Here is a 25,481-nt window from a genome sequence, read left to right on the forward strand (position 1 = left end):
ATGGACTGCGGGGAGGGACGCCCGACGCTGGGCTGGGGGCGTATGCCTACTAACTTCGAGGGGTGGGAAGATCAGGCGTACATTCGACAACAGCGCATGTCGGCAGCAGCGGATGTGCTGGGCCAATGTTCTGCGGCTGCAGGTGCTGTTGAGTTCTTGTTCACAATGGAAGTGTGCAGCGTAACAATGCTAACTTGCAAGTAACAATGGACCGCTTCGTCCGGATAGTGAGACAAAAGCGCTTAACGTGTCGCAGATCACGATTCTGGCTGATGGTCAGATTGCTGATCATTATCCCGTTTGACGCTCCTCCTGAAGGTGCCAGCGCAACTTAATTCGGCGAACAGCGCGCACAAGGTCGTTTCCTTCATGCGTCTTCAAATTGCCGGAATCGCCTTCCTTTCGTCGCTCACTGTCCAGTAGCTGCCACCAGTAGCCCCGGGAAACCGGCCGAAGCACGTTGCGAATTTGGGCGGCCTGGCCCGCTTTCACCTCAAGCGGCGGCAGCGCAGCCTGCCATTCCTGACTCCTCAACCGACACCGTGGCTCGGGGTAACAGGGGCATAACGCACGAAGTCAGCTCAATAGCGAAAACGCCATTTCTCCGGTTGCTGCTTCGACAAGGCGACGCGCCGTCGTCGTGATCTCTGTTACCAAGTTGTGACTTACGGTCTGGTTCCTGTACCGTCGATAGGGTGCGGTTCGGGCGTTCGGGCCGCATATCCGGATGACGCCAAGCTCTGCCACTTCCCGGATTCCTCTTGAACATAGGCAGAGGCGGGGGACCCACCGTCCCGGGCACTGATTGCCCTTGGGGTTAAGCCAGCACGTGAACTTTCCGTAAGGCCGGATGCCCTCATCCGAACCCGACAGCTAACTCCGCAGGTGTGAGAGGCGATTCATCATGTTCAAATTCCTGGCACAGCCACGCCCGAAAATTGAGTCTGCACCGCAGGCCGGGCCTAAAAATGGCAAAATCCCTTCGTTCGGCAAGCGCGCGGCAGTGATTGCCGCGTCATGCGCACTCCTTATTGGAGTAGGAGCTGCAGGACAAGCTACCGAAACCAGCATCCGCGCAGCTGCCACCGAAACACAGGCGGCCGAGGCGCAGTCCAACCTCAGCATCGAAAAGAGCGAGATCACGGCGAATCCCGCGCCGGAGTCCGCAGCCCCGGCCCTGCCGGAAATCAACGTTGTACCGCAGGCGGCCGAGCCTGCACCGGCACCCGAACCTGCACCGGCACCGGCTCCCGAGCCGGCACCGGCACCCGCTCCCGAGCCCGCACCGGCGGCCGCCCCCGAGCCTGCCCCCGTCGTCGCGGTCAATGATCCCGCCGGCGCCCAGGCCTATGCGGCCGGCCAGCTTGGCAACTACGGCTGGGCTCCTGACCAGATGCAGTGCCTGGTTACTCTGTGGACCAAGGAATCGGACTGGACCACCACAGCCACCAACCCGAGCAGCGGCGCCTACGGCATTGTCCAGTCCCTGCCGGCCGAAAAGATGGCCAGCGCAGGCGCGGACTACCTCACCAACTACCGCACACAGATCAACTGGGGCCTGAACTACATTCAGGAGCGCTACCAGTCCCCGTGCGGGGCGTTGAACTTCCACTTGTCCAACAACTGGTACTAAACGCCCGGGATATCGAAAACCTGTCAGCCGCGCGGCCCGCACCTTCTGAAGGTGCGGGCCGCGCGGCATACTGTCATTCATGAGATTTACCACCACGATCCAGGGCAGCGGAAACAAGACCGGCATCGAGGTTCCCGGTGATGTTGTTTCGGAGCTCGGGGCCGGCAAGCGGGCGCCTGTGGTGGTCACCATCAACGGCAAGAGCTACCGCAGCAGCATTGCCTGATGGGCGGGCAAATCCTGGTCTCACTGAGTGCGGCCAACAGGGAGTTTGTTGGCGTTGCCGCAGGAGACACTGTGGAGGTGGACCTGGAACTCGACACCCAGCCCCGGGTAGTGGAGATGCCCGAGGACCTTGCGTCCGCACTGGCTGCCGAGCCCGCCGCCCAGGAGTTTTATGCCACCCTGAACTACAGTGCCCAGCGCCGGTATGTTGATCCGTTGGGTGAAGCCAAGACCCCCGAAACCCGCAAGCGACGCATCGCCAAGGCAATGGCGGACCTCAAAGCCGGCAAGAAATAACGTCCGCCGCTTTTATGTCATCTGCCATCTCCTGCCCGCGTGCCGGCGCCCCCGTGAAGGTTAGGCGTCGCGGCCGGGGATGTACTGCACCGCCCACCTGTTGCCGTCCGGGTCGGCGAAGTATACAAAGTGGCCCCAGTCCTGCACGTCCACGTCGCTGACGTCCACTCCGTTGCCCTTCAGGTGTTGGTGGGCGGCATGAATGTCGTTCACCACGAGCTGGAGGTTGGAGCCGGTGCCCGGAGGGGCGTCCGTGAGCCCGTCACCAATGCAGATTGAGCACGCAGAGCCCGGCGGTGTCAGCTGGACAAAGCGGATGGAGTCCGTAGGCCGTTCGTCGAAGTCGGCATTGAACCCCACCTTGTTAACGTAGAAATCCTTCGCGCGGTCTACGTCTGATACAGGGACATACACAAGTTCCAGTTTCCAGTCCATCCGCACAGGCTAGCGGCGGGACAAGGATTGGAAAAGGCTTGAGGACTACCCTGCAATGCCGTAGAGGCGGTCCCCCGCGTCCCCGAGCCCGGGCACGATGTACGACTTCTCGTTGAGCTTTTCGTCGATGGAGGCAAGGACGATCGTCACGTTGGCGTCCGCGAGTTCCTCCTCGAGCTTGGCCAGGCCTTCCGGAGCGGCCAGGAGGCAGATGCATGTCACATCCGACGCTCCGCGCTTGAAGAGGAACTTGATGGCTTCGCGCAAGGTTCCGCCGGTGGCGAGCATCGGATCCAGGACGAAGATCTGCCGGTCAGTGAGGTCCTCCGGGAGTCGCTCGGCGTAGGTGATGATGTCCAGGGTTTCTTCGTCACGGGCCATGCCCAGGAAACCGACCTCTGCGGTGGGAACGAGTTTGGTCATGCCCTCGAGCATCCCCAGCCCGGCGCGCAGGATGGGGACCACCAACGGGGTGGGCTTGGTGAACGCGGTGCCCACGGTGGTACTGACGGGTGTTTCGATGGTGACGGGCTCGGTGCGGACCTCGCGCGTGGCCTCGTATGCAAGGAGTGTCACAAGCTCCTCCGTCAACTGCCGGAAGACAGGGGACGGCGTGTTCTTGTCCCGCAGGACGGTGAGCTTGTGGGCGACCAGCGGGTGGTCAACAACGAGAGTGCGCATGGGTCAAAACTATCACCCGGCTGCTGGTGCCCCTCGGCTCTCAGCCTCCCGCGCCCGTCCGCGAGGAGCCGTCGCTCCCCCGCAAGGAGCCGCCGTCGCTCCTGAGCAAGGTGCCGCCATCGTTTCCTTGCGGGGCGGTGCCGTTATTCCTCCCGGAGGTGCCCGCGTTGCTGGGGAGCGGGTCCTCGCTGTGCTCCTCGCGAAGAACCGGATGCTCGAAATCTGGGGCGGGGCCGGCATGCTCGCGCTTCCGCACGAGGTGGAACAGCCGATGGGCGAGGATCACCATGCAGACCCAGGCGAGCCCCAGGAACCATCCCGCCATGACGTCGGTCATCCAGTGGTGCCCCAGGAAAACCCTGCTCAGGCCCATGGCGATGATGAAGAGAACGCCGGCAGTGATGGCGGTGATCCGGGCCCAGAGGGCCTGGAACTGAAGGCACATGATGTACACCAAAACGCCAATAACCACAGTGGTATTCAATGTGTGGCCGCTGGGAAACGACGGGGACGATTCGAAGGGCGGCACCGCCTCGGAATGATCCGGCCGGGTCCTGCCGACAAGGCGCTTACCCATGGTGGTGGCCGTGGTGGAAACAAGGGCGGCACCGCCCACCAGGACGATGGGACGCCAGGTCCGGCTCAGGAAGGTCAACCAGGCCGTGAGAATGGTCGCGACGATCGGCATGCCAATGCCGCCGCCCACATTGGTGAAGGCTGTAGCGAAGGCGTTGGCGTCGGGGTTCCGCAGGGATTGGGAATACTCCAGCGCCGGAATATCGAGGCCCGCCAACCCTTCCTCGTCCACCACATCCGAGTAGACCTCGGCTCCCAGCAGGGCCATGGCGAGCACCAGCGCGCCACCGATGATCATGGTTAACCAGAGGGCGGCGTAAGGCTTGATCCACTTGTCCACGCGTTTCCGGACTCTGCTCACGTTGCCTCCCGGCGGTGTACCTGACGGGTTCTGGGTATCCTTCGAAACTATCATTGAGCCATGGTCTCCGGGGAAAAGAATCACGACGTGTGGATGGGCCTTGCCCTGGCGGAGGCGCGCCGTGCCCTTGCCACAGAAGACGTGCCGATCGGGGCCGTAGTAATAGGGCCCGACGGCGCAGTGCTGGGTTCCGGACGGAACCAGCGGGAGGAGCTTGGAGACCCTACCGCCCACGCCGAAGTAGTTGCCATCCGGGAGGCTGCGGCGCGGCTGCGCGAGCTTTCAAAGGCTGACGGCGTGAGCGGAGACGGATGGCGGTTGTCCGATTGCACGCTGGTGGTGACGCTGGAGCCGTGCGCCATGTGCGCCGGTGCTATTGTCCTGGCGCGGATACCCAGGGTGGTTTTTGGGGCGTGGGACCAGAAAGCCGGAGCCGCGGGCTCGGTGTTCGACGTTTTGCGGGAGCGTCGGCTGAATCACTGGGTTGAGGTTTACGCAGGGGTCCGTGAGGACGAGTGCGGCGGGTTGTTGCGGAACTTCTTCGCGGGGCACCGCACCCGTTTGTAGCTGCTGCCGAGTACATGCGGCACTGCTACCTTTCACCCCGGAAGGATGTCCAGCACTTGCGCGGCTGTCTGGTCCCAGCCGGGTAAACGGCCCCTCGTCTCCACCGCTGCGGAGCGCCAGGTGCTCCTGGTTTCGCTGTCCAGCAGCCAGCGCCGCAGGACCCCGGCCAGCACGTCCGGGTTTTCCGGATCGCCGTTTTGTGGGAACTGCACGGCCGTACCGGGGAAGCGGATGCTTTCGCCGTCGACCGGGGCGGCAAAGGTGAGGGCTTCCACAGCACCTGTTCCCGCGCGTACCACTACGGGAATCCCGTGCGCCAGCGATTCCGTGACCACCATACCGAAGGCCTCAGCCTCGGAAACCAGGACGCTCAGGTCTGCCCTCTTCCATTCCTCTTCCAACGCCTGGCCCCGCAGCTCACCTGCTACGCGCACCCGCCGCAGGAGCGCGGCCACGGTGACAATGTGCGGCGGGACGGATCCCTCCGAGCGGGGCGCGGAACCGGTCCCGGGAAGTGCGATGCGCAGTCCCTGTGAGCCATGGCGTGCTGCAAGGACGTCGGCTGCCCAGCTGCTGGTACACACAATGCCCGAAGCCGCCCGCAGCGACCGTGCCTCCAGCTCGTGGTGCGCAGGTGCCGGCATGTGCACCAGCACCCAGGTCTCGCGCCGGGCGTTGGCGGCAAACTCCAGCTCGTCCGGGGGCCCATTGCGATCAGTCCGTCCAGAATCGTCACGACTGATGGTTGGTCCTCCGGCGCCCAGGCGCTGAGTAGAGTGCCCAGCCGCCGTCGTTCTTCCGGGGTGGACTCCGGCCAGGAACCCTCCACAGGCAGCACCTCCACCTCCGCGCCCAGCCTTCGCAGCCCCTCAACGAGCCGGGCGTTATAGACATTGCCGCCGGAGTTGTGGCGGATGTTGGCTGGTACGAGGAGCCGGATGGGGCGCACGGGCTAAGCGTTCAGTTCCATCGAACACGTTGCCCAGGCGTCCGGGTTCTCCCGGAGCGTGACGTCGACGCCGGCGAGTTGGCGGCCGTCGTCGTCCTCCTTCAGCTTGCCCGCAACTGACTGGGCGATGTACTCAGCCAGCGCTTCGGTGGTGCTGAGCCTGCCTTCAAAGTCCGGGTGCTCGTCCAGGTTGCGGTAGTTCAGGCCGGACAGCACCTCCTCGATGATGGTTCCCGCGGCGCCGATGTCCAGCACGATGGCGTCATTGTTGAGCGTCCGACGGCGGAAGGTCACCTCAGCGACAAACGTTGCCCCGTGCATGGCCTGGGCGGGGCCGAAGGCCTCCCGGGGAAGACTGTGGGCGATCATGAAGTGGCGGCGTACGGTCAGGCTGAACATGGGCTACCTCTGGTCTTCGCGGGTTGGGTGCTGGAGATTTCGCTCTTGGGGGTATTCGATGACGTGGCACAGCGCATCCAAGGTCCCTTGGGCGAGGCCCTGCACTACGTCCGGCAAATCGGAAAACGTTGAAGAGCCGGTGATGAAGGCATCGAACACTGGATCTGCGAGGAGTGAGACGGCCAGGTCAAGGCGGTCCGCGTTGGTCCTGCGGTGGCGCCGGGCCCGTGCCACAACTCCCACCTGGCTCGCCCGGATGGACAGCCGGCGTGCGTGGAAGTCCTCGCCCAGAGGCAGCGTGACTTCCCGGTTGGCGTACCACGACATCTCAATGACGTCGCCCTCATCACCCGCCAGCTGGAGGCTGCGTTCGAGGCCCTCCTGTGAGGCGGAGCAGTGGAACACTATGTCGCAGTCCGTGAGTGCGTCATCCGGGTGGATGAATTCGACTCCCAGAGTGTCTGCCAACTGTCGCCGGTTGGGGTCCAGGTCAACGAGCTGCAGCCGCTGCAGCGGGAAGGTCCTCAACAGGGTGGCGACCATCCCGCCTACCAGGCCCGCACCCACCACGGCTACCCGGTCCCCCAGCCGCGGACCTGCCTCCCAGAGGGCATTAATAGCCGTTTCCACCGTTCCGGTGAGGACAGCCCGCTGGGAAGGAACGCTGTCCGGAATTTTGGTCAGGGCATCCAGCTCCACTACGTACAGGTCCTGGTGCGGTTTCAGGCAGAACACGCGCTGGCCCAACCACTCAGCCGGCCCCTCTTCTACGACGCCTACGGACAGGTAGCCGAACTTCACAGGACCTGGGAACTCGCCTTCCTGATGCGGCGCCCGCATTTCCTCGGCCACCCGGGGCGGAACCGAGCCGTGGTGGACCACCATCTCAGTGCCCTTGCTGATACCCGAGTAGAGGGCGCGGACCAGCGCTTGGCCGGGACCCGGCTGCGGCAGCTCCTCGGAACGGAGTTCGCCGTGCTCCCTTGCTGTGGTCCAGTAGGCGGTTGCATATAAGGGCGTCCGTGTATTAGTCATCGTGCTGATGAATCTAGCGGCCCGGGTGCTCGGGCGAAAGTTTGCGGCTTAGTTGGGGGCTGTGGCGCCGTGGATTACCCTCACTCAGCCCAGACACTTGCGAAAGGTCACCGGGTATGTTGAGGTTCGCGGCCCCGGCTGTCTCCGGCCAGTGTGGTGGTTCCCGGTCCTGGTGTTCGCTTTTGTAGTGCCGCTGCTGGGTGATACCCAGCCGGGCGGTGGGCAACGCGGCATCAGCAATCCGCTCCAACGGATCATTTTCGAACCCACCAATGGAGACTGGTTTACCCGCAAGGCTCCCGCCACCCAACGCAGCTATCAAAGCCCGGACAGCAGCCTCAAGCGACTCCTCCGCCTGCCCCACTGCCGGGTTCATGTCCATACCTCCATCATCACGAGGGGGTACGACAAAACAGGGCCCAATAGCCGGTCCGCTCCAGAGAACTATCCGAGCACTCAATTGGGACCCGGGCAACGGGCAAACCTGACGGCATCTGCATGGCAAAACCCGCCCAGGTACTTCCGTTTTGGGGTTGAGCGCCTCGCTCCGGTACCCTATTGAGGTTGGTGACGTGTCCGAGCGGCCGAAGGTGCAACACTCGAAATGTTGTTTGGTGTAAAAGCCAACGTGGGTTCAAATCCCACCGTCACCGCCACGTAGCGAGGCCCCTGCTTCCCTTTGTTTACAAGGGAAGGAGGGGCCTCTGCTTTTACCTGGACCGGACTCATTGGCAAAGAATCGGCAAACCTTATCTACGGTGGGCCCTGCCTGCCGACGATTTTCGCGTCGGCCTGATGAGTTCTTTGAACCGGATCATCATGGGCTAGCTCATACCCCGTCGAATACAGGTGCACCTCTCCCGACGGCACTGTCGAGTTGACCTTCGATAGTTCGAAATACGGCAGGATGAAGGATGCTACGCTCCACATCGATGACCAGGATGTGCCTCTCCAATGCATCAACGGCGGCTTCTGGACCGACGGGAAGATGTTCTGCCTGCCGAATTCAGCCACTCCAAAGCCGACCGGTAGCTAGAGTGAAGCGGTGACTGTGCAGATCGAAAATCTACTGGCTTCGTTGAATGAGGAACTGCGGCTTGCCAAGGAGCAGCGCTCCACCGGCGCGTCTGACCTGTCACTTCAGTCCGTGGTCAGCTTGCTTCAGCGAGGTGACACGCTGGCAGCCTCGGGCCAGTGGGCAAACGCCAAAGAGCTTTTTGATGCTGCGGCACGACAGGTATCGGACTCCTGGTCCTTTAGCTCAAGACTGGGTGTCCAAGTTCTGGAATTTATACGAGCAGCCGCGGGTGGAGCTTCAAGCCAGGGCTGCTGAAGTAGCCCGTGCAGGTGGTCGCGATAGACCCCTACGCGGCGTTCAGGAAGGCGTTGCGGATGTGGCTTCCACGCACCGCAGTTGCGGTCGATCACTTCCACCTGATCACCCTGGCCAACCAAGCACGACCGAGACCCCTCCCAGCAGGTCTAGGACCGCCGCGGCCGGGCCATCGACCAGGTTTGGGCCCACCGCATGCTCCTGCTGCGCAGCGGTGATAACCTCGGCTGCCGGGCATCCCTCCGGCTGCAAGAGGTGTTCACCGCGGAGGACTCTAACGGCGCCCTTGGTGAAATCGCCACCCCACCCGACGGGGACACCGCCGGCCGACCCCAGCAATCGTCTCCGCAGTTCATGCCGGGAACCGCGGACAGCTTGTGAACTGCCAGAAGGTTGCATCGAGCGATGGTCGATGCAACCTTCAGGATGTGCTGCTGCGTGTCATCGAGGATCGAAGCGCTGTCCTTCGGCCTTGGACGGCATCAACGCCAGAATGAAAACGACCAGACCGCCAACAAAGGGAACAAGCCCAAGGAACGCAAACGGACCTGCCAGGTTTGCATCATGCAGGCGCCGCCAGAGCAGCGACAGCTGAGGCACCAGGAGCGCTAAACCCAGAACAACGACGAGAATGAGACCAACCACCATCAGACCGCCAGTAGGCGCGTTCACAACCCCAGGAGCGCCCTCATAGAACACTTCCTGCCCCGTGGCCGGATCGAAACCCATTGACTGCACAATAGGGTTCTGCTGGGCCCAGACAGTGCTGGCCACGATCCCCACCGTCATGGCGACGTACGGCACCACCATCACCAAGAGCACAAAAAGCTGACTCCACCAGAACTCACTCCGCGAGGCGCGACCCGCGAACTTCGCATACTTTGCAAAGAACCGCTTTACCGACGGACCAAACGAGGCGCCGTAAAGCGGCGCACCCAGCCCAACTGAATTTGAAATCTCCGAAAGGCCTCCACCTACACCATCAACAACCTTCATATCCATATAACTTCATTCCTTCCTACGAACCACTTCTTGAAAGTAACAAAAACAAGGATGCTCCGGATCGGATTCTTCCATTTCGCAGCAGCCGCAATGAACTGTGGCATCCAAAGGCTAAACATCAGGTGAGACTCTGAACGAATCGCCTCTCGATATGCGAATGCCTTTTGCCTTTCTTGCGTCTTGGCAAATCCGGCGTTTTTCCGCCACGCAGTAAGGAACAATATTCCCGATACGCCTATCACTCAGGAAGATGGCCGCCAGCACGGAGAATCCCCTCGGCAAAATCCACGGAACAATGACGCTCAAACTCACGGATCTAGACAGAGGATTTGAGCGGGACGCGCCCGGACTTGGTCCTGGGATTTTTTTCAGGGCGTCGGACTGTCCTCGTTATGCCAAGAATCGACACGAGGACAGGCAGTAGGGCAATCTGCATTGGAAATCCCACGGCCAGAGCATCAACCCACAGCGAGCGCGCACCGGGAAAGCTCAGCCCCAGCACGATCCCGCACCACGTGCATTTTGACTATGGTGTCCTACCGGCTTCCACTACCACTGCGGAATCCGTCAAACACGCGGAGTGTCAATCTACTAAGCGATAGTCCTGCACTGAGGGAATACCGTGCCTGATGTCTTTGGTCACCACTCGTGAGAACCAACCAATGTCGAACTCGTATTCAGTACCGGCTTTAAAGGACGCAGCAACCTGGTCTTGGTTATCGAAAGTCACTCCCGGAGACACGTAGATACTCCCGCAGTTTGACGTCTCAACCAGAACCCCCGCAGTCGATGCCGAACCCCGGGAACCGCCAGAACTCGTGTCCGGTTTCGCCGTCCTTATCTCGCAACGTATGCTCTCAACACCAATCGAGTCCCACACCGGAAGCAACAAAACGAAAGCGCCATAACCCAGAATTCCGAATCCGAGTAAGCTCCAATACCACTTCAACGTCGGTCTCTTGGCGATCTTTCCCGAGCCGTCATTCGAAATCGTCATTCCATCTCCCATTCAGATCACCACCCACTCGCCCTGAGGCCGCTGGTTGGCCCAGTTGCGCCGTTGGCGAAGCCCTGAACCGCACCGTTTACCAAATCCTCGCGCTTTGCATTGCCCGGCTGCAATTCGGTGTTAATGGCGCCAACAGCTGCCCCACCAAATCGATTTGTCAGGTCCTCACTAATGACAGACCCCCAGTTGATGGGCATTCTGTTATAGGGCAATCCGTCACGCACCCCGCTCGAAACAGGTCCCGTCCACCCCGGAAGGCGGTCGGCAACAGTATTTCCGACTGATGACCCAAGCCTACTAAACAAGGCGGAACCGCCAGCCGCAGTCACGAACCCGGTACCCGCAGTAGCAACGTACCCCCCGAATGTCTGGTCCTCATCGTTGTCCAACGCATAATCCACTACATTGCTACCCGAACCACCTGTACCGGCCGCCAATGAAGCCCGCACAACGGAACTGCGCAACACGTTATTGGTTGTGGCCGTTATCCGGGATGTAGAACCCGTGGATACCGCCACACGGGCAGCGTTGGCCCCACGCGCCAAAAGGCCTCCCGCAGCGCCGCCAACCCCGCCACCCACAGCACCGATAGCAGCGTCCTGCCAAACCTGGTTCATGTCAACAGACCCTGACGTAGCCTTTTGGACAATTGCCGAGGCTCCGCCCGATGTGAGCGCTCCAGCGGCCGTGCCAATTAAAGCCATACCGATCGGCCCGCCAACACCTGTGAACATCAGGGCAACACCGACGACAACCGCCGCACCGGCAGCAACGTACTCCCAATGACTACCAGCCGACTTGTCGTATGCCTTGAGTTCGCCGTCGGTCAGGGGGCGAAGCCCCGTAGGATCCGTCGTGTTCAGAGGGTTATTGCCCGCGTACGCGTACGGATTCCCGTCCCAACCCGCGCCAAGGACAGGAGCCAAAGGATCGGTTGAGAGGAAACTACGGCTGGCAGGGTCATACGCCCGTGCGCCGAGCCATTCCAGCCCCGCGATATCCAGGCCACCATTTCCCGTCAGCATAATCCCAGCCGGCAACGCACCCGCCAGGCCAGTCCCAGCTCCCGCAACACTGCCCGTCACAGGGTCCGCCACAGTCGGGGTGCCAACAACAGCCCACGGATCAGCCTGATCCGTGGGACGGGCAGCCCGCCAGCCTGGCGCAGTCCAGGCCTCCCCCACACCAACAACACCGCCCGGCAGGGAAAGGACCTGCCCGCCGCCGATACCAGCCAGGGTGGGGACGGGGTTGGCCGTATCCCACCACAGCTCCAAACGGTCGACGGCGGCAAGCTCACCCAGCGCGTCGACCCACAACTCATACCGGGACACCTCAGCCCCATCACGGTCCCGCACCACAGATCCGCTCAGAAGTCCGGTGGGACCCCACGCATGCTCGGTCCAGGACCCGTCCGGTCCAATCAACCGGGTGCGGCGGCCCAGACCATCATGGACATACTCCGTCCGGGACCCGTCAGGTTCCGTCACGGACAGAAGCTGCCCCGCAGCGTCGTAATTGTAAACCCGGGACCCGCCTGGGAGCGCCTCACTCAGAAGCCGCCCGCCGGCGTCGTACTCCCACCCCAAAACCTCAGCGTGGTCCCCAGGTTCGCCGGAACCGGTGGTGGAGGCGGAGACCATTTGCCCGGCCCCGTCGTACCCGTACCGGGTGACCACACCGGATCTGGTCAGGCCAGTGATCCTGCCGTCGTCATCGCGGCCGATCAGCGTCACGTCGGCCGCACCGGAACCGGCCCGGTCAACCCGGTTGTGCTCGACGAGGGCCCCGTTGCGGTAGGCCCACTCCTGGACCAAGCTGCCTGCTGTGGCGGACCTGATCCGGCCGGCGGCGTCGTGGGTGAAGACCGCTTTCCCCAGGAGGGGGTTAGTCACGGCGGCGATTCGCCCGGCAGCGTCGCGGGCGTAAGTGGTTTTAATCCCGTGCGCGTCGGTGAAGCTGGTCCTGTTTCCGTCCCGGTCGTATTCCCAGGACAGGCCCTGCGCACCACGGGTGCGGGAGGTGAGTCGCCCGCGCCGGTCAAAGCCGAGCTCATGGTCCACGGCCAGCCCGTCCGGGCCGGTGTAATCGGTAATGACAACCCGGCGCCGGAGCGGTTCGCGGCTGATGGAAGAAATTAGCTTGCCGTCGACCGTGGTGGTGGCTTCGCGGCCGGCCCGGTCGTAGGTCCAGGTGGTGGTGTGCCCGTCCGGATCGGTTTGCGAGAGCGGCCGTCCGGCCGGGTCGTACGTAGCCGTGGTGACCCGCCCCAGCGGGTCCGTCACCGAAGCGACGAGGTCCGTTGCCGTGTAGGTCCGGGTGGTGACACCGCCGTTGGGGTCGGTGATCCTGACCAGCCTGCCGCGGATGTCGTATTCGAACCGGGTCCGCCCGCCTACACCGTTGACGGATTCAACGAGTTCTCCGGCGGTGTTGTATTTGAACCGACGGGTCCCGTACCAGGTGTCCTGGGAGAAGCTCAGCCGCCCGCACCGGTCATAGCCGTACCTTGAGCGTCCCTGCCCCGGAGTTCGGCGGGCAATCAACCGGCCAACGGCGTCGTACTCGAAGGACTCAACGTCCCCGGTGGGCAGGTTCCGGGTCACAATCCGCTGGTCGGCGTCGTAGCCCAGCTCCGTGACGGCGCCGAGCGGGTCCGTGGCGCGCCAGGGCCGTCCACAGCCGTCATACTCGTACCGCGTGACGGCGCCGCCGGGTGAGGTGATCGTGGTGATCTTTCCGGCCACGTCCCGGCCCAAAACGGTCAATCCGCCTTCACCGTCAATAAGTTCAACCGGGTTCCCGGCCGCGTCATAGGTGACCAGCTCCGCGGACCCGTCCGCGGCTTCCACCTTCGTGGGGCGCCCGAACTCGTCAAAGCGAATGGTGGTGGACCCGAAAGCCTCCGTCAGGGTGGCCGTCCCCGCCTTCCGGTCGGTGGCAGCGTCCGTGCGGACTCCGGTGGGATCGATGACGGCAGTCAGGGCACCGACCTTGTCGTACTCCCGCACCCAGTCATGTCCGGCCGGGTCCGTAATGCCGATGAGCCGGGAGAGGGTGTCGTGCGTGAAACCCCAGGCTGCGCCGTCGGGCAGCACCGCGGCGGTGACGTTCCCCAGTTCGTCAAAGACCCGCTCCACGGACCGGCCCAGGGGGTCGATGGTGCGGACGAGTTCACCGTTGGGGGCGTATTCGAGTTCGGTCCGGCCACCGTCCGGGGCCACGGTCGCCGTAATCCGCCCGGCAGCATCATGCTCGAAGGCCCACACGGCTCCGTCCGGGTCTTCCCGCCGGACCAGCAGCCCGGCACCGTCATAGGTGTAGCGGGTCTCGGCGCCGGAGGGGCTGACCGCCGTCACCGGCCGACCCGCCTGGTCCCGGACGATCCGCGAAACATCGCCTACCGCGTTTCGGGTCGCAACCAGGTCCCCAAAGGCGTCGTACTCAAACCTAACCCGTACGCCCACCGGGTCCGTGACCTGGACCAGCTGGCCCTCGCGCCACTCAAGCTCGGTTCGGCCACCCAGCGGGTCAAGGACCACCGCAGGGTCGCGGGAAAGGTCATCGGCGTATTCGTAAGACACGACGGCGCCGGAGGCGGTCACCAAGGTAGTGATCCGGTCCTGGTCATCCCAGCCGTAGGTCAGGTCGGCGCCTTCCGGGGTCACCGTCCGGGTTTTCCGGCCCCTTTCGTCATACGCGTGGACAGTGACCGCACCGTCGCGTTCGGTGAACGACACCAGGTTCCCGTGGGTGTCGTACGCCATCGACTGGCGTTGGTCATGGGAATCCAGCACGCCCACCAGGCGGCCCTTCGCATCCGCGATCCACGAGTTGGAGCGCGTGCCGTCCTCATCCGACACCACGGTGACCCGGCCCGGCAGATACGCGAACCGGACCCGGCGCCCATGCTGGGTCACCTGGAGGACCACCCGGCCGAGATCGTCATAGGAGTTTTCGGCTTCATGGACACCCGCGGCGGAGTACACGGCATCGATCAGGCCAGCCTCGTTCCACCGGTACGTCCGTGTGCCTGTTTCCGTGCCCACACTGACCAAACGGCCTGTGGCGTCGTACCCGTATTCGACGCGCCGGCCATCGGAGGCGCGCACGACGGCGGCGCGTCCAGCCGCGTAGTCCACCTCCAGGAAGCGGCCCCGCACGTGGTCCAGCCTCGTCACCAGCCCGGCGCTGCCGCCGTCGGCCGCCTCGGTGCCGTCCGCCGGGACAGCAGCAGGTGCTTCCCGGTGGACCGACACGGTCCGGCCTGGACCGGAACCGGCACCCAGCCATACTCCGCCGAGGCTGAACGCCCACCAAGCGCCTTGGTTGTCCCGGACCACGAGCAGCTCGACTGTGCCCGCGGGCAGGGAGCTCAGCTCCGTGAAAACGCCTGCTGTGGCGGGTTCGCGGGTGAGCCAGTAGTTCTCCCCCACACCGCGGGCCCAGCAGGCACCGTTCCGGGGGAAGTCCACGGCCCGGCCATCGACCAGCACCCACCGGCAGCCCTCATCCGAGATCGCGAGGTGCTGATCCAGCACTGAGGCCCAGCCCGGACCGAAGACCCCGTCCTGCTCGAGGCCCGAGCCCAACGAGTTATACATCCGCGAGAGCACGAGGTTCGCGGCAGCCCCGGCGAAGCCCAGATCCGTTTCCGGCTCGATAAAGTTTCCCGTCGCGGTGTTCACGGGGTCGTTGGCGTAACCGCTGGTGGGCAGCGCACCCGCAGCCTGAGGCGGATCAATCACCAGCCCGGACCGGCTCGCGCTCACCCCGGCTGCGACCAGCGCCTCGTTCACGGCCGCGTCCGACAGAGTTGAAACGTTCCCCTCGCCCCCGGCAGCGGCAAAAGCGTCAGCAACCGTGACGGCCCATACAGCGTCGTTCTCGTTGGCCCTCAGGTACTCCCGGTACGCGCGGAGCACCCCCGATGCCTCAATAGATCCCCAATAGCAACTGGACTCAAACGAGGACAACTGCCCCTCAAGGGTCCCCGGGGCCGAGGCCAACCCGTCATCCAAACCGCGGGAGTTCGCCGCGAAGGACCGCAAATTCGCCGGCCGCGCCGAGGAGGTCCCGCCCCCATACCCTCCACCGGGCGGCGGGGTATCCCGGGAACCGGTGCTGGCGTTGGCAGCCGGGAAGGTCGGGGCACTTACCGGATCCATGTTAGGCCGGGGCGATTCGCCGGACCACCAGTCCCCGAATTGTTCAAAGAAGTTCCGGTCATTGTGCTCCCGGACCCACTCATTGTTCCGCCTGCGCCGGTTATCCTCGTCCCGCCCGGCATCGATCATCCGGCCCACGTACCCGGCGACGGCCCGCAATGCGGACGCCAAAGCGTTCGCGTCATTCCTGGCCGTCGCAGCATTGGCCTCGAAGACCTCCGAGAAGTGACCCAGGAAGTCCTCCTTCGCCGCAGAAACATACGAGATTCGCGAACCCGCATGCTCCTCTAGCCGCGACGCCGCCGACTCAAACGTGGACCGCACCTGCCCGGCCACGCCGTAATCGAACCGCCCGCCATCAGAGGCACCCGAATCCGGCAACAACGGCATCTCAACGAACTTGGTCACAACCAAAGCCCCCCATGAACAAGAACTGAAACAAGAACAACCAGCAGCCCGCAGGACAGGCGCCCGTACGGGAAAAGAACCACCAAGAACAGGACGCGCCCGGGAGGAAACCTAAAGCCGGGCAGCGAACCCCAAAACCGGTCAGGGGAACCCGGAACCGGCGAAAAGATTAAAACAAGGCAACGGCCAGGCAACCGGCCGCTCCCCCGAGCGGCGCGGTCACCCGGCCATCACACCCGGCAAAAAAGGCTAGGCGCCGCCGCCGGCGGAGAAAATGTCCTGCGAGATCTTCTGCAACTGGCCCCGCAGCTGCTCCAACTCTTCCTTTGCCTTATCCAGAGCAGCCTTTGTCTCCGGCCACGTTGAACCACGGAACTGGGCAGCCAAAGGACCATCCCAAACATTCGGATCAGACAGGACCCGGCCCTGGGCATCCAGAGCAGAGATCTGATCCGTGAAACCACCGTTGATAATTGACTGCACCTGGTTGATCGCAGCCTTTGCTTGCTCTGTAGACAAAACGCGAGACATCAAAAATTCCTCCCCAAGAGACCAACTCATTACCGCCGATCACAATACCGCGGCGGTCAGACGGTGCTGACGCTACCAATAGATCGCAATAAGTCCAACAAAAGGATAAACGAGGATGACGAACAGATGATAAGCCCGCTATTTGCATTACCTCCAGGGCCGCAGATTAGTCCAATCGTCAGTCCAACCCCGTATCATGCTCAAGGCACAGCGAACGGAAAAGGGGACCGACCATGCCCAAACGGACTTATACCCACCAGCACTCCGCGGGGCGCCTTGTCACCCCGGGCCGTGCGCTGGGCGGCTTCCTTGTAGGCCTAGGGCTGATAGCGACGACGTCGTGCACCCCAATTCCCAAGCCGGAGCCGGTATCCAACCCCGTCAAGCTCCTCCAAACCGTGCGCGTGGGCCTGTCCCCCGCCGCCGGAGTCGAGACTGTCGAAGGCACCACCATCTCCGTATCCGCGGCCGGCGAATCCTCTGCCGAGGAAACAAAGTACGACGCGGCCCAGGTTGTCGGGGAACTGCCCGTGCGGGTGAGCCTGCAGTACCGGGCCGGGGAGAAGTCGGGCGCCGACCTCGCCGAGCTTGAAGGCCACACCGGGCCGGTCGAAATCAGACTGACTCTTGAAAACCTCACAGTCGGGCCGCACGTCATCGAGTACGACGCCGCCGGCCAAACCCGCGCTGACACCGCCCTCGTCGGCGCACCCCTGACCATCGCCGCATCCACCAAACTCGCCGGCGTACGGGCAGATGATGTTACCCCCGGCGCCGCGGACGGCGCATCGGGTACCAACGGCGTCCTGAGTAACTCGGAAGACGGCGCCACTGTCGTTCAATGGGCCACAGTGCTGGCCCCGCCGCGTTCAGGCGCCAGCACCACTCTTCGCCTCGTCGCCGACGTGGAGGACTTCCAGGTACCCGACTTCGACGTAGCGGTCCAGCCCGGCCTCAACACCGACCTCAGTGCCAATGGTGTCATCGCCAGTGCATTCTCTACTGGCGCAGGCTCCGAAATGGAGCTGCAACTCCGCACCATCTCGCTGGTCTCCGACGTCAACACCGTGCTGACCAAGGCCGGATCGACCATAACGGAGGTCCGACAGAACCTGCAGGAGACCTCCCAGACCCTGGGCGTCAAGACCGCAGGGGAACTGCGCGACAACTCCCAGGCGCTCGCCGCGACGATGTCCGGCCTGAAGGAACAGCTGAGGACGCTTGGTGCCGATCTGGAGTCCGCAACGACGACAACACAGTCCACCACTGCGTCCCAGCTCAAACAGACCGTCTTCGCTGTTGACTCGATGCTCGGTGACACCTCGGCGCTGCCCCCTACGGTCCCCATCAACGGTGAGGGCTGCGCCGCCGAGGTTCCCAAGTCAGCAACGTCTGCCACCGTCTACTCCAGCGTGCTGACCATGGCTTCACAGCTCGATGCCTATGCGAAGGTCAGCGCAGGCTGCAGGGACGCGGTGGCGGGTGCCATCGCAGCAACAATGGGCCCCGAGAACCCCACCGCCGAAGAGTGCGCGGAGCAAGGTTCCATGACATGTTCCCTTTACGGCTCGGCGGTGACGATCACCGGGGCGCTGCTGGGCCTGGTGAAGAAGGGCGACGAAATTGTTGCCGGGCTTCAGCCGCACGTGGTTGACGGTGCGATCAGGGATCAGGAAGCCGCAGCGGGCACGCTGGACACGGTGCGCAACGAGGTCGCTGCGATCCTCGACGGTGCCGAAACGACGGCTGATTACACCACCGCCCTTGCGGAAGTGGACAAAGCAATCAAATCCGCCCGGGCTTCTGTCGGCGCGACCCGCGAAGCCGCCGCCGAGGTCCGCAACAGGATCGACGGCCTGCGGCAAAAGCTGACCGAGATCCGGGCGGCTGCGGAAGGCGCCAAGAAGGAGTTGGGTAACGCCCAGCTCCTGAACGGCTCAATGTTGCAGCAGAACCAGCGGCTCGCCGACGAGCTTTGCAAGTTGGCCGACGGTTCGCTTCCCCGTGAGGGCAGGTTGTCCGCCAAGGAGGTGGAGGAACTGCGGTCGTACCTGACATCCGTGCCTTGCGTGACCACGGATGAAAGCGGAAACCAGGTGCAGGCGCTGACCCCGCCGTTCGGGTTCAAGGACCCGCTGGATGCACGGCTGCAGGCCCAGTCGGCCGCGTGGGACGCGGTCCTCGCCGCCACCGACTCTACAGCCCCGGAGCAAGCGATCAGCCAAGCACTGGCCACCCTGGGGACGGCTATCGACGACATCGACACCAAGCTGGATGCCATCAACGAGGCCACCAACGCACTCGACCGCGCCGCAACCGGCAAGGCCAAAAGCACGAAGGGCGAGATTGAGGCGCTGAACAAGGCGCTCCGCGAAGCGATCGAGTCCTCCGGCCGCGTAGGCATGACGCTCGCACAGCTGAAGGAGCAGCAGGACGATCTGGGCGAGAAGATCAAACAGTCCCTGGGCGACGTCTCGACTGAGACCGCTGACGAGGTTCTAAAGTCCGTGGACCAGCAGGTGCGCCAGGTCGCCGAAATCGGCGAAGCGGGTTCCGGCGCCGTGATCACGGCCTTCAACCGATCTATCTCCGGCTTGAAATCCACTTCGGACGAAGTGGTGAGTGACGCCTCGGGGACAGTGGACAAGCAGCGTGACGAACTGCTCGGGCAGAGCGACGAACTGGCTGCCTCCCTGGCTCAGAGCACGCAGTCCTCGCTCGCGAACATCGCCTCGAGCACTTCCGGCTCCACCCGTGACGTCGAGGGCGCCAACGCCCTCCTGTCCTCAAGCCTCGGCAAGGTGATGCTCGACCTGGGGGACCGTTCGGTGAACGGATCCGGGCTGCTCGGCTCCATGGCCACAAGCGCTGCCAAGGCCGGCACTGCTGACTACCAATTGGCCCTGGCGTCCCAGAGCGCTGAAGGGTATGCCAACATCCGCTCCCGTGATGTGGCTGGACTGCTGCTGCGCCAGGCACAGTTCAAGACTTCACTTGCCGCGGCCGCAGAACTGCCGCCGTTCCACCTCGAAGTACCGGCCGGCGCAACGTCGCAGACCCTGTACACGTTGAAGATCGGCGGCGGCGCATGAACTTCCGCAGCAGATCCTTTGTCCTGATCGCCACAGGGGCCGCTATCGTCGTCGTGGCTGCGGTCGCCCTGGTGATAACGCTTGTTCGCCCCACGGAGGGCCCGCGGCCGGACCCCGTAGCCGCCACGGTTCCTGTGGCCTTGAACGCAGGGGGCATGCCGAAAGACTTCTCGATCGGCGTCGTCCTGACGTTTGGCCAGTCCGGTGAACCTGGTTCCGAGTACAACCGGGCGGCGCAGGGCGCTGTCGTTGCCGCACAGCGTTTCGCCCAGGGCGGCGTTACCGTCGCCCTCTCGGCCCAGAACGACGGTGGTTCTGAGGAGGGTGCGCGTGCCGCCGTCCAAGCGCTGGCCGAGCAGGGAGCGTCCGGTGTCATCGTGGCGAGCACGGGACCGCAGGCCCGGGCTGCAGCCAAGACCGCCGGGGAGCTCGGGCTCCCGGCGATCCTGCCCTACGCGGAACCGGCGGAGCTGACACAAACTACGTGGACCACCTCGCCCTCGCGCGCATCCATCGACGCCGCCGTTCGAATCACGCTGGAGGGCAAGAACAGAGTGCTGCTCGTCAGCGACGGCGGCCAAGCCCATGCGGCGGTGCAGGTCGCCCAGACGCTCAACCTGGAAGAATTCGAAGACGTGATGAGCCTGGCTCAGGAAGCGGCCATCAGAACCGGCGACCAGCTGCGCCCGCCTGCCGAAGATACTCCCGAGGGCGCGGAGTCCACAAGCGTCGCCGAAGCCGCCGACGCCGTAATCGTCTCGGCCGCCACCCCGCAGCGGCTCGCCCGCCTGGTCCAGGCCCTGCAGGCGCGCGGTGTGTCTGTTCCCCTGGTCCTGCCGGACGGGGCAGCCGCCCCTGCTTTTACCTCTACCTTGGCCGAAGCCGACGGCACTGCTTCCGGCCAGCTTGTCAGCTACTCCGCCGGTGGAGGCGATGCCGCTGCGCTCCAGCAGGACGCCCAGGGGCGCGGGATGTCCGCTTTCCTGTCCGCGGTCCGCCTGGCGTCCAGCAATTCAAAGGTTAGTAACCTGACGGGCGACGCTCCCTTCTCGGCTGACGCCTGGGCAGCAGACACAGGCAGCCACGACGCCGTCGTGGCCCTCGTGAGGGCGGCGGCGCTGGGCGGAACCGGTGATCCGGTCAAGGTCGGGGCGGCGCTGGGCACCATGTCGTTTGGTCCAGGCGAAGGAATCGCGGGGCCCGGCCTTGACTTCTCCCGGTCTGCAGCGCTCACAACCGAAGCAGTGCCCGTCTATGCCTCACCCCAGGACCTGGGCCTCCGCCCGGCGGACGAGAACGCTCCGCGGCTCGTTTGGGTGCCGGCACCGCTGGCCGGGCCCTGACAATACGTCCCCGGCCCCGTCCCTGAAGGGCCGGGCCATTCCACCATAAAGGAGCGCCTCGGTGCGTGTGCTGATCGACCTGGACGGGAGCCGCTTTGAATGCGAGGTGGCGCGGGCTGCGCCGGCCATCACGCTAACGGAATTAGTGGAGGCCGCCGGCGGGCCCCGTCTGGCGTCCGAAGAGGTGGTGTTCGTGAACGAGGCCGAGGTGCGGGGTTCAACCCCAGCCTCGGAGCTGGTCCTTTTGGAAGGCAGCCGCATTTCGCGGGCGCCGTGGCAAGCACCGCACCGGATACAGGATTGGAGCGTGACGCTTGCCGGCGGTCACCGCGCCGGCACGGTGGTTGAGGTCCCGCGGGGACGGGAGATGCTTATTGGCCGGTCACCCCACGCCGATCTCAGCCTGCCCACGGAAAGTGCGTCCTGGGACCATTGCCGCCTGCGCCGCGAGGAAGACGGGGTGCGGGTGCTGGATGGCGGATCTACGAACGGCACCCTCGTTAACGGCGAAATGGTCGCGGAGGACGGCATTGTGGTCACCGAAACGGCCACGATCAGCGCGGGCGGCACGGTGCTCCTCCTGCGCCCGTCACTGGATGAGACGCCTGCACCGGCCCCGGGCAGCCTGCACAACCTCACACCGGCGGCAACGGCCCCCTTCAACCGGCCGCCCCGTCCCGGCCGCGCACAGGCAGGCGACCCCCTGGTCCCGCCGAGCCCCAGGGACGTGCCCCCAGCCAATAAATTCAGCTACATCACTGTGCTGGCGCCCCTCGTCATGGCCGTGGCGATGGTGCTGATCCTTGGGGATATGCGCTTCGCGATGTTCGCCATGCTCAGCCCTGTCATGGCAGTGGGCATGTGGTTCGAACAGAAGCGCCGTCACGCCCGGGGGCTCAAGGAAGAGGATGAGCGCTTCTCCGGGGCCCTCAAGGATTTCGAACAGCAGGTCCGCGTTGCAGCCAAGGCGGAAACCGCCCGGCGCCACAGAATGATTCCCGACCCCGCAACGACTGTGCGCCGCCCGGCCATCCCTGCCACGTCCTTGTGGCAGCGCCGCGCAGACTCGGACGATTTCCTGGCCCTGCATGCCGGCACGGGAGACGTTCCCTGGACGCCGGATGTGGACCGAACGGCAGGCTCGCGGCTGGATGAAAGGGTGAAGGACTCCCTGGCGGCCGCACGCCTGCAGGCCGCGCCCGTACTCGTGGACCTCACCGATGCTGGAGTGGTGGGCATGGTTGGCCCGCGGGAAGGAACCCTGGCGCTTGCGCGGTCGCTCCTTGCCCAGGCCGCAGTACACGTTGGCCCGGCGGATCTGACCGTCGGAGTTTTCTGCGACAGCGGACGTGCCGATGAATGGGAGTGGGCGTCATGGCTGCCGCACACGCGCCAGGCCGGCAGCAGCACAGGCCAGCGCTGGATGTCTGCGCACCGCGAGACGAGCCTCGCCATGCTGCGCACGCTGAAAGACACCGTCCAGGATGTCCCCACTCCGGCGCTCCTGGTAGTCCTGGACTCCGAGGTGCTCACGGAGGGCAGGGACGCCCCGGCGCGCGCATTGCTCGGCATGGGCCGCTCCGTGCCGGGGGTTCATGTAAACCCCCAACAGCGCCCGGTCCGGGTGGCCGGCATTGTCATCGCCGCGTCGGAGGAGCAACTGCCGGCTTCCTGCACCACGATCATCAAGGTGGGAGCGGACGCAGCGGCCACTGTGGACCAGCCGCGGGACCTGAGTCGTGTGGAGGACGTCATCCTGGCGGGCCTTGACCAGGATGAGGCCCTGCGCTGTGCAATGCGCCTTGCACACTTCGACGATCCGGAGCTGAACGTGCCGGGGGCCTCGCTGCCCTCCCTGGTCCGGCTGCCCGGACTCCTGGGCTACGAACGCCCGGACTCCACCACCATCCGGCGCCTGTGGCAGGCCCCCACGGGAGTCTCCACCCCTATTGGCACCGGAGAAAACGGGCCACTGACCCTGGACTTGGTCAAAGACGGCCCTCACGGCCTGGTTGGCGGGACCACGGGTTCCGGCAAGTCCGAGTTCCTTCGCTCGCTCGTTGCAGGCCTGGCGGCGCGCAACGATCCGACCCGCCTGAACTTTATTCTCGTCGACTTCAAAGGCGGGGCGGCGTTCAAGGCGTGCGAACGCCTCCCGCATACCATCGGCACAATTTCCAACCTGGACGAGCAGCTGGCCGACCGTGCCCTCCGCGCCCTGGAGGCGGAGATGGAGCGCCGACAGCGGATCTTCGCAGCCGCCGGCGAGGGTATCGATAACCTGAACGCCTACCTGGCCACGAACCCGGCCGAGCCCATGCCCCGGCTGCTGCTGGTGATCGACGAGTTCGCCATGCTCGCCAAGGACTTCCCGGATGTACTCAAGGCGTTGGTCAGCGTCGGCGCCGTGGGCCGGACCCTGGGCGTGCACATGATCCTGGCGACGCAGCGCCCGGCGGGCGTCGTCAGCGAGGACATCCTCGCGAACACGAACCTTCGGGTGGCGCTGCGCGTGCAGAGCCGCGAGGACTCCAACAATGTCATCGGTGTGCCCGCAGCCTCGGCAATTGGCCGGGCCCAGATGGGCCGGGCCTTTGTGAAGCTGGGCCAGGACGACATCACGCCCGTGCAGACGGCCCTCGTGACGGGACAGGCGCAGCTGGGCGGCGGTGCCGCCGTGGAAGTGCGGGAAATCATCCAGTTCGGCGTTCCCGTGCCGCTTGCCGCTGCCCCGCGGCCTGACGCCGTGGATGATAATGACCTCGACCTCCTCATCGACGCGGTCGTGGCCGCCAATGCCGAGGAAGGGTACGCTGCTCCGCGGCAGGTCTGGCCGGAGGCCCTCGGCCGGCGCGTGGAGTTGGACGGTTTCCTCCCGGCGCCGGAAGGTGACTCCCCCGATGTCCAGTCCCATACTGCTGCCGATCAGGCGCCCCTCCCGGCGGTAGGCGGCATCCGGGGCTCCTCCGTCCTGGTGGCCCTGGTGGACGAGCCCGACCTGCAACGCCAGTCCGCCGCGGGATGGGACCTGTCCGCGGGGAATTTGATGCTCATGGGCGTGGCAGGCTCCGGCACGAGCACCGCGCTGGCCTCGATCGCGCTTGCCCTGGCGAAGGACGCCGATCCGGCCGAGCTGGACCTGATGATCCTCGATCTGGGTTCCCGTGAGCTTGAGCCCCTGGAACGGCTGCCCCACACCGTGGCGTACGTAGGAACCGGTGCCGGTGCCAAGGAGCAGCAGGCCCGCTTCCTGCGGCACCTGCACACCGAGCTGGAGAGCCGCCGAGCGAAGCCAGGGGGGCACCGCCACACCGTGGTGCTGTTGGACGGGCTGGCCTCGCTGCGCGATGAATTCCAGGATTTTGAGGGACAGCAGCTTCTGGCTTTGCTGTACCGAGCTTACGCTGACGGCCCCGCACTCGGGCTGTCTTTCGCCGTTTCCACCACGCGTGCCAAGGCTGTGCCCTCAGCCATGAATGAAGTGACACTGCAGCGGTGGCTTTTCCGTTTGGCCGACAACTACGACTATTCCTCGCTCGGCGTCCGGGGCAAGGCGATACCCGCTGAGCTTCCGGGCCGCTGCGTGGACCCGCGCACGTCGCTCCAGATGCACGTGGCCACGCCCGGTATCGGGTTGAAGGCCGCGGTGGACCGGGTGCGCCAGAGCTGGGCGCAAGCACCGACGAAGACAGCTGCGATCAGGCGCTTGCCTTCCGACGTCACGATGCTGGACCTGGGCGTGGAACCGCGGCTTGAGACGGAGCCCTGGCTTATCCCCGTTGGTATACAGGAGGCGGACCTCTCGCCGGCGTTCCTGGAAATTTACGAGGGCGAGCACGCGTTGGTCGCCGGGCCCGCCCGTTCGGGAAAATCAACATTGTTGCTTGCCCTGGCCGCAGCCGTGCGCGGCGCGGCCTCTGCACACGGACCAGCCAAGGTATGGGGCATCTGCGACCGCCGCTCGCCCCTGGCCCTCGCGGATCTCGACCGGGTGGCAGTGGGCGCTGACGACGTACCTGCCCTGCTGGCCTCCCTGCGGCTGGAGCGCGGTACGGTGTTCCTGCTGATCGACGACGCTGAGCGCTTCGAGGATGTCGATCAATCGATCGCGGGTGTGGTGGCATCCGGGCAGCCGGGGCTGTGCGTCATCGCGGCGGGGCGTGCCGCGGACCTGCGCGGGCTGTACAGCCACTGGACCAAGACGATCCGCAAATCCCGCCTGGGCGTGCTGCTCCAGCCGGACGTTAATTACGACGGCGAGTTGCTGGGCGCCGTCCTCCCGCGAAAGGCACCGGTGGCGATGACCACAGGGCGCGGCTACATCGGTGTGGGCGGGCAAATGGCGCTGATCCAGGCAGTCAGTGCCGAGAGCTGATCCCCCGGGCGCAGGCTCGCGACGTAAGTGGGCGGGCGTGCGGCGGCCGTGAGTAACCCAGA

At 64.6% G+C, this 25,481-nt stretch carries 20 protein-coding genes, 1 tRNA gene and 1 riboswitch; of the genes, 10 read left to right on the forward strand and 11 right to left on the reverse strand.

Annotated elements, in window-relative coordinates; all coding sequences use genetic code 11:
* The first annotated feature begins 738 nt into the window (after positions 1-738).
* Positions 739-899: riboswitch (cyclic di-AMP (ydaO/yuaA leader) on the forward strand.
* A 5-nt stretch (positions 900-904) separates the two neighbouring features.
* From AC5RVN_RS11090 to AC5RVN_RS11100, 3 genes are all read left to right on the forward strand, one after another.
* Complete coding sequence (locus AC5RVN_RS11090) at positions 905-1,633, forward strand: aggregation-promoting factor C-terminal-like domain-containing protein (RefSeq protein ID WP_494137960.1); 729 nt, start codon at positions 905-907, stop codon at positions 1,631-1,633.
* Positions 1,634-1,712: 79 nt separating this feature from the next.
* Positions 1,713-1,859 (forward strand): DUF1905 domain-containing protein, encoded by a 147-nt coding sequence (locus AC5RVN_RS11095; RefSeq protein ID WP_494137961.1) that lies wholly within the window; start codon positions 1,713-1,715, stop codon positions 1,857-1,859.
* Entirely contained in the window at positions 1,859-2,155 is a 297-nt protein-coding gene (locus tag AC5RVN_RS11100; RefSeq protein WP_494137962.1) for a YdeI/OmpD-associated family protein, read from the forward strand. Before AC5RVN_RS11095 ends, AC5RVN_RS11100 begins: the two co-directional genes overlap by 1 nt.
* 60 nt (positions 2,156-2,215) lie before the next feature.
* On the opposite strand, the gene AC5RVN_RS11105 is transcribed toward AC5RVN_RS11100, so the two are convergent.
* The 3 genes from AC5RVN_RS11105 to AC5RVN_RS11115 are packed head-to-tail and all read right to left on the reverse strand — an operon-like array spanning position 2,216 to position 4,208.
* Entirely contained in the window at positions 2,216-2,590 is a 375-nt protein-coding gene (locus tag AC5RVN_RS11105) for a glyoxalase superfamily protein (RefSeq protein ID WP_494137963.1), read from the reverse strand.
* 45 nt (positions 2,591-2,635) lie between these two features.
* Complete coding sequence (gene upp, locus AC5RVN_RS11110) at positions 2,636-3,271, reverse strand: uracil phosphoribosyltransferase (protein WP_494040719.1); 636 nt, start codon at positions 3,269-3,271, stop codon at positions 2,636-2,638.
* A gap of 40 nt (positions 3,272-3,311) precedes the next feature.
* Positions 3,312-4,208, reverse strand: coding sequence for a phosphatase PAP2 family protein (locus AC5RVN_RS11115; protein WP_494137964.1), 897 nt, complete (start codon positions 4,206-4,208; stop codon positions 3,312-3,314).
* A gap of 60 nt (positions 4,209-4,268) precedes the next feature.
* Here AC5RVN_RS11115 and AC5RVN_RS11120 point away from each other — a divergent pair, with 60 nt between their 5' ends.
* Complete coding sequence (locus tag AC5RVN_RS11120; RefSeq protein ID WP_494137965.1) at positions 4,269-4,775, forward strand: nucleoside deaminase; 507 nt, start codon at positions 4,269-4,271, stop codon at positions 4,773-4,775.
* Positions 4,776-4,807: 32 nt separating this feature from the next.
* On the opposite strand, the gene AC5RVN_RS11125 is transcribed toward AC5RVN_RS11120, so the two are convergent.
* From AC5RVN_RS11125 to AC5RVN_RS11140, 4 genes are all read right to left on the reverse strand, one after another.
* The gene (locus tag AC5RVN_RS11125; RefSeq protein WP_494137966.1) at positions 4,808-5,419 is read right to left on the reverse strand and encodes a glycosyltransferase; all 612 of its coding nucleotides are present in this window, start codon (positions 5,417-5,419) and stop codon (positions 4,808-4,810) included.
* A 308-nt stretch (positions 5,420-5,727) separates the two neighbouring features.
* Entirely contained in the window at positions 5,728-6,123 is a 396-nt protein-coding gene (locus tag AC5RVN_RS11130; protein ID WP_494040714.1) for a 6-pyruvoyl trahydropterin synthase family protein, read from the reverse strand.
* 3 nt (positions 6,124-6,126) lie between these two features.
* Complete coding sequence (locus tag AC5RVN_RS11135) at positions 6,127-7,158, reverse strand: zinc-dependent alcohol dehydrogenase (protein WP_494137967.1); 1,032 nt, start codon at positions 7,156-7,158, stop codon at positions 6,127-6,129.
* A gap of 13 nt (positions 7,159-7,171) precedes the next feature.
* Positions 7,172-7,534 carry a hypothetical protein gene (locus AC5RVN_RS11140; RefSeq protein ID WP_494137968.1) on the reverse strand — a complete coding sequence of 121 codons (363 nt, stop codon included), beginning with the start codon at positions 7,532-7,534 and terminating at the stop codon, positions 7,172-7,174.
* 190 nt (positions 7,535-7,724) lie between these two features.
* On the opposite strand from AC5RVN_RS11140, the gene AC5RVN_RS11145 reads away from it, so the two are divergent.
* The 3 genes from AC5RVN_RS11145 to AC5RVN_RS11155 all read left to right on the forward strand — a co-directional run bounded on the left by AC5RVN_RS11145 (position 7,725) and on the right by AC5RVN_RS11155 (position 8,709).
* Positions 7,725-7,814: transfer RNA gene (locus AC5RVN_RS11145), tRNA-Ser, on the forward strand.
* Positions 7,815-8,203: 389 nt separating this feature from the next.
* On the forward strand, positions 8,204-8,491 hold the full coding sequence (locus AC5RVN_RS11150) for a hypothetical protein (RefSeq protein ID WP_494137969.1): 288 nt from the start codon (positions 8,204-8,206) through the stop codon (positions 8,489-8,491).
* A 59-nt stretch (positions 8,492-8,550) separates the two neighbouring features.
* On the forward strand, positions 8,551-8,709 hold the full coding sequence (locus tag AC5RVN_RS11155) for a hypothetical protein (protein WP_494138115.1): 159 nt from the start codon (positions 8,551-8,553) through the stop codon (positions 8,707-8,709).
* Between the two features lie 223 nt (positions 8,710-8,932).
* Here the strand turns inward: AC5RVN_RS11155 and AC5RVN_RS11160 are convergent, their stop codons facing one another.
* The 4 genes from AC5RVN_RS11160 to AC5RVN_RS11175 form a co-directional block, all read right to left on the reverse strand.
* Complete coding sequence (locus tag AC5RVN_RS11160) at positions 8,933-9,493, reverse strand: DUF805 domain-containing protein (RefSeq protein ID WP_494137970.1); 561 nt, start codon at positions 9,491-9,493, stop codon at positions 8,933-8,935.
* Positions 9,494-10,076: 583 nt separating this feature from the next.
* Positions 10,077-10,490, reverse strand: a complete 414-nt coding sequence (locus AC5RVN_RS11165; protein ID WP_494137971.1) for a hypothetical protein — start codon at positions 10,488-10,490, stop codon at positions 10,077-10,079.
* Positions 10,491-10,507: 17 nt separating this feature from the next.
* Positions 10,508-16,078 (reverse strand): DUF6531 domain-containing protein, encoded by a 5,571-nt coding sequence (locus AC5RVN_RS11170; protein WP_494137972.1) that lies wholly within the window; start codon positions 16,076-16,078, stop codon positions 10,508-10,510.
* A 249-nt stretch (positions 16,079-16,327) separates the two neighbouring features.
* Entirely contained in the window at positions 16,328-16,639 is a 312-nt protein-coding gene (locus AC5RVN_RS11175; RefSeq protein ID WP_494040707.1) for a pyrophosphorylase, read from the reverse strand.
* A gap of 203 nt (positions 16,640-16,842) precedes the next feature.
* On the opposite strand from AC5RVN_RS11175, the gene AC5RVN_RS11180 reads away from it, so the two are divergent.
* The 3 genes from AC5RVN_RS11180 (at position 16,843) to AC5RVN_RS11190 (ending at position 25,419) form a co-directional block, all read left to right on the forward strand.
* Entirely contained in the window at positions 16,843-19,701 is a 2,859-nt protein-coding gene (locus tag AC5RVN_RS11180; protein ID WP_494137973.1) for a hypothetical protein, read from the forward strand.
* Positions 19,698-21,044 (forward strand): type 1 periplasmic-binding domain-containing protein, encoded by a 1,347-nt coding sequence (locus tag AC5RVN_RS11185; RefSeq protein ID WP_494105924.1) that lies wholly within the window; start codon positions 19,698-19,700, stop codon positions 21,042-21,044. The genes AC5RVN_RS11180 and AC5RVN_RS11185 overlap by 4 nt, the downstream gene beginning before the upstream one ends.
* A gap of 61 nt (positions 21,045-21,105) precedes the next feature.
* On the forward strand, positions 21,106-25,419 hold the full coding sequence (locus tag AC5RVN_RS11190) for a type VII secretion EssC family protein (RefSeq protein ID WP_494137974.1): 4,314 nt from the start codon (positions 21,106-21,108) through the stop codon (positions 25,417-25,419).
* Positions 25,420-25,481: the final 62 nt, after the last annotated feature.

This window comes from Arthrobacter sp. sptzw32 (assembly GCF_059089735.1).

Coding starts and splice junctions, on each gene's coding strand:
- upp (WP_494040719.1), bottom strand. CDS start 3,271: ATGCGCACTCTCGTTGTTGACCACCCGCTGGTCGCCCACAAGCTCACC.
- AC5RVN_RS11105 (WP_494137963.1), bottom strand. CDS start 2,590: ATGGACTGGAAACTGGAACTTGTGTATGTCCCTGTATCAGACGTAGAC.
- AC5RVN_RS11095 (WP_494137961.1), top strand. CDS start 1,713: ATGAGATTTACCACCACGATCCAGGGCAGCGGAAACAAGACCGGCATC.
- AC5RVN_RS11180 (WP_494137973.1), top strand. CDS start 16,843: ATGCCCAAACGGACTTATACCCACCAGCACTCCGCGGGGCGCCTTGTC.
- AC5RVN_RS11165 (WP_494137971.1), bottom strand. CDS start 10,490: ATGACGATTTCGAATGACGGCTCGGGAAAGATCGCCAAGAGACCGACG.
- AC5RVN_RS11155 (WP_494138115.1), top strand. CDS start 8,551: ATGTGGCTTCCACGCACCGCAGTTGCGGTCGATCACTTCCACCTGATC.
- AC5RVN_RS11130 (WP_494040714.1), bottom strand. CDS start 6,123: ATGTTCAGCCTGACCGTACGCCGCCACTTCATGATCGCCCACAGTCTT.
- AC5RVN_RS11125 (WP_494137966.1), bottom strand. CDS start 5,419: ATGCCGGCACCTGCGCACCACGAGCTGGAGGCACGGTCGCTGCGGGCG.
- AC5RVN_RS11090 (WP_494137960.1), top strand. CDS start 905: ATGTTCAAATTCCTGGCACAGCCACGCCCGAAAATTGAGTCTGCACCG.
- AC5RVN_RS11140 (WP_494137968.1), bottom strand. CDS start 7,534: ATGAACCCGGCAGTGGGGCAGGCGGAGGAGTCGCTTGAGGCTGCTGTC.
- AC5RVN_RS11185 (WP_494105924.1), top strand. CDS start 19,698: ATGAACTTCCGCAGCAGATCCTTTGTCCTGATCGCCACAGGGGCCGCT.
- AC5RVN_RS11100 (WP_494137962.1), top strand. CDS start 1,859: ATGGGCGGGCAAATCCTGGTCTCACTGAGTGCGGCCAACAGGGAGTTT.
- AC5RVN_RS11160 (WP_494137970.1), bottom strand. CDS start 9,493: ATGGATATGAAGGTTGTTGATGGTGTAGGTGGAGGCCTTTCGGAGATT.
- AC5RVN_RS11175 (WP_494040707.1), bottom strand. CDS start 16,639: ATGAGTTGGTCTCTTGGGGAGGAATTTTTGATGTCTCGCGTTTTGTCT.
- AC5RVN_RS11135 (WP_494137967.1), bottom strand. CDS start 7,158: ATGACTAATACACGGACGCCCTTATATGCAACCGCCTACTGGACCACA.
- AC5RVN_RS11120 (WP_494137965.1), top strand. CDS start 4,269: ATGGTCTCCGGGGAAAAGAATCACGACGTGTGGATGGGCCTTGCCCTG.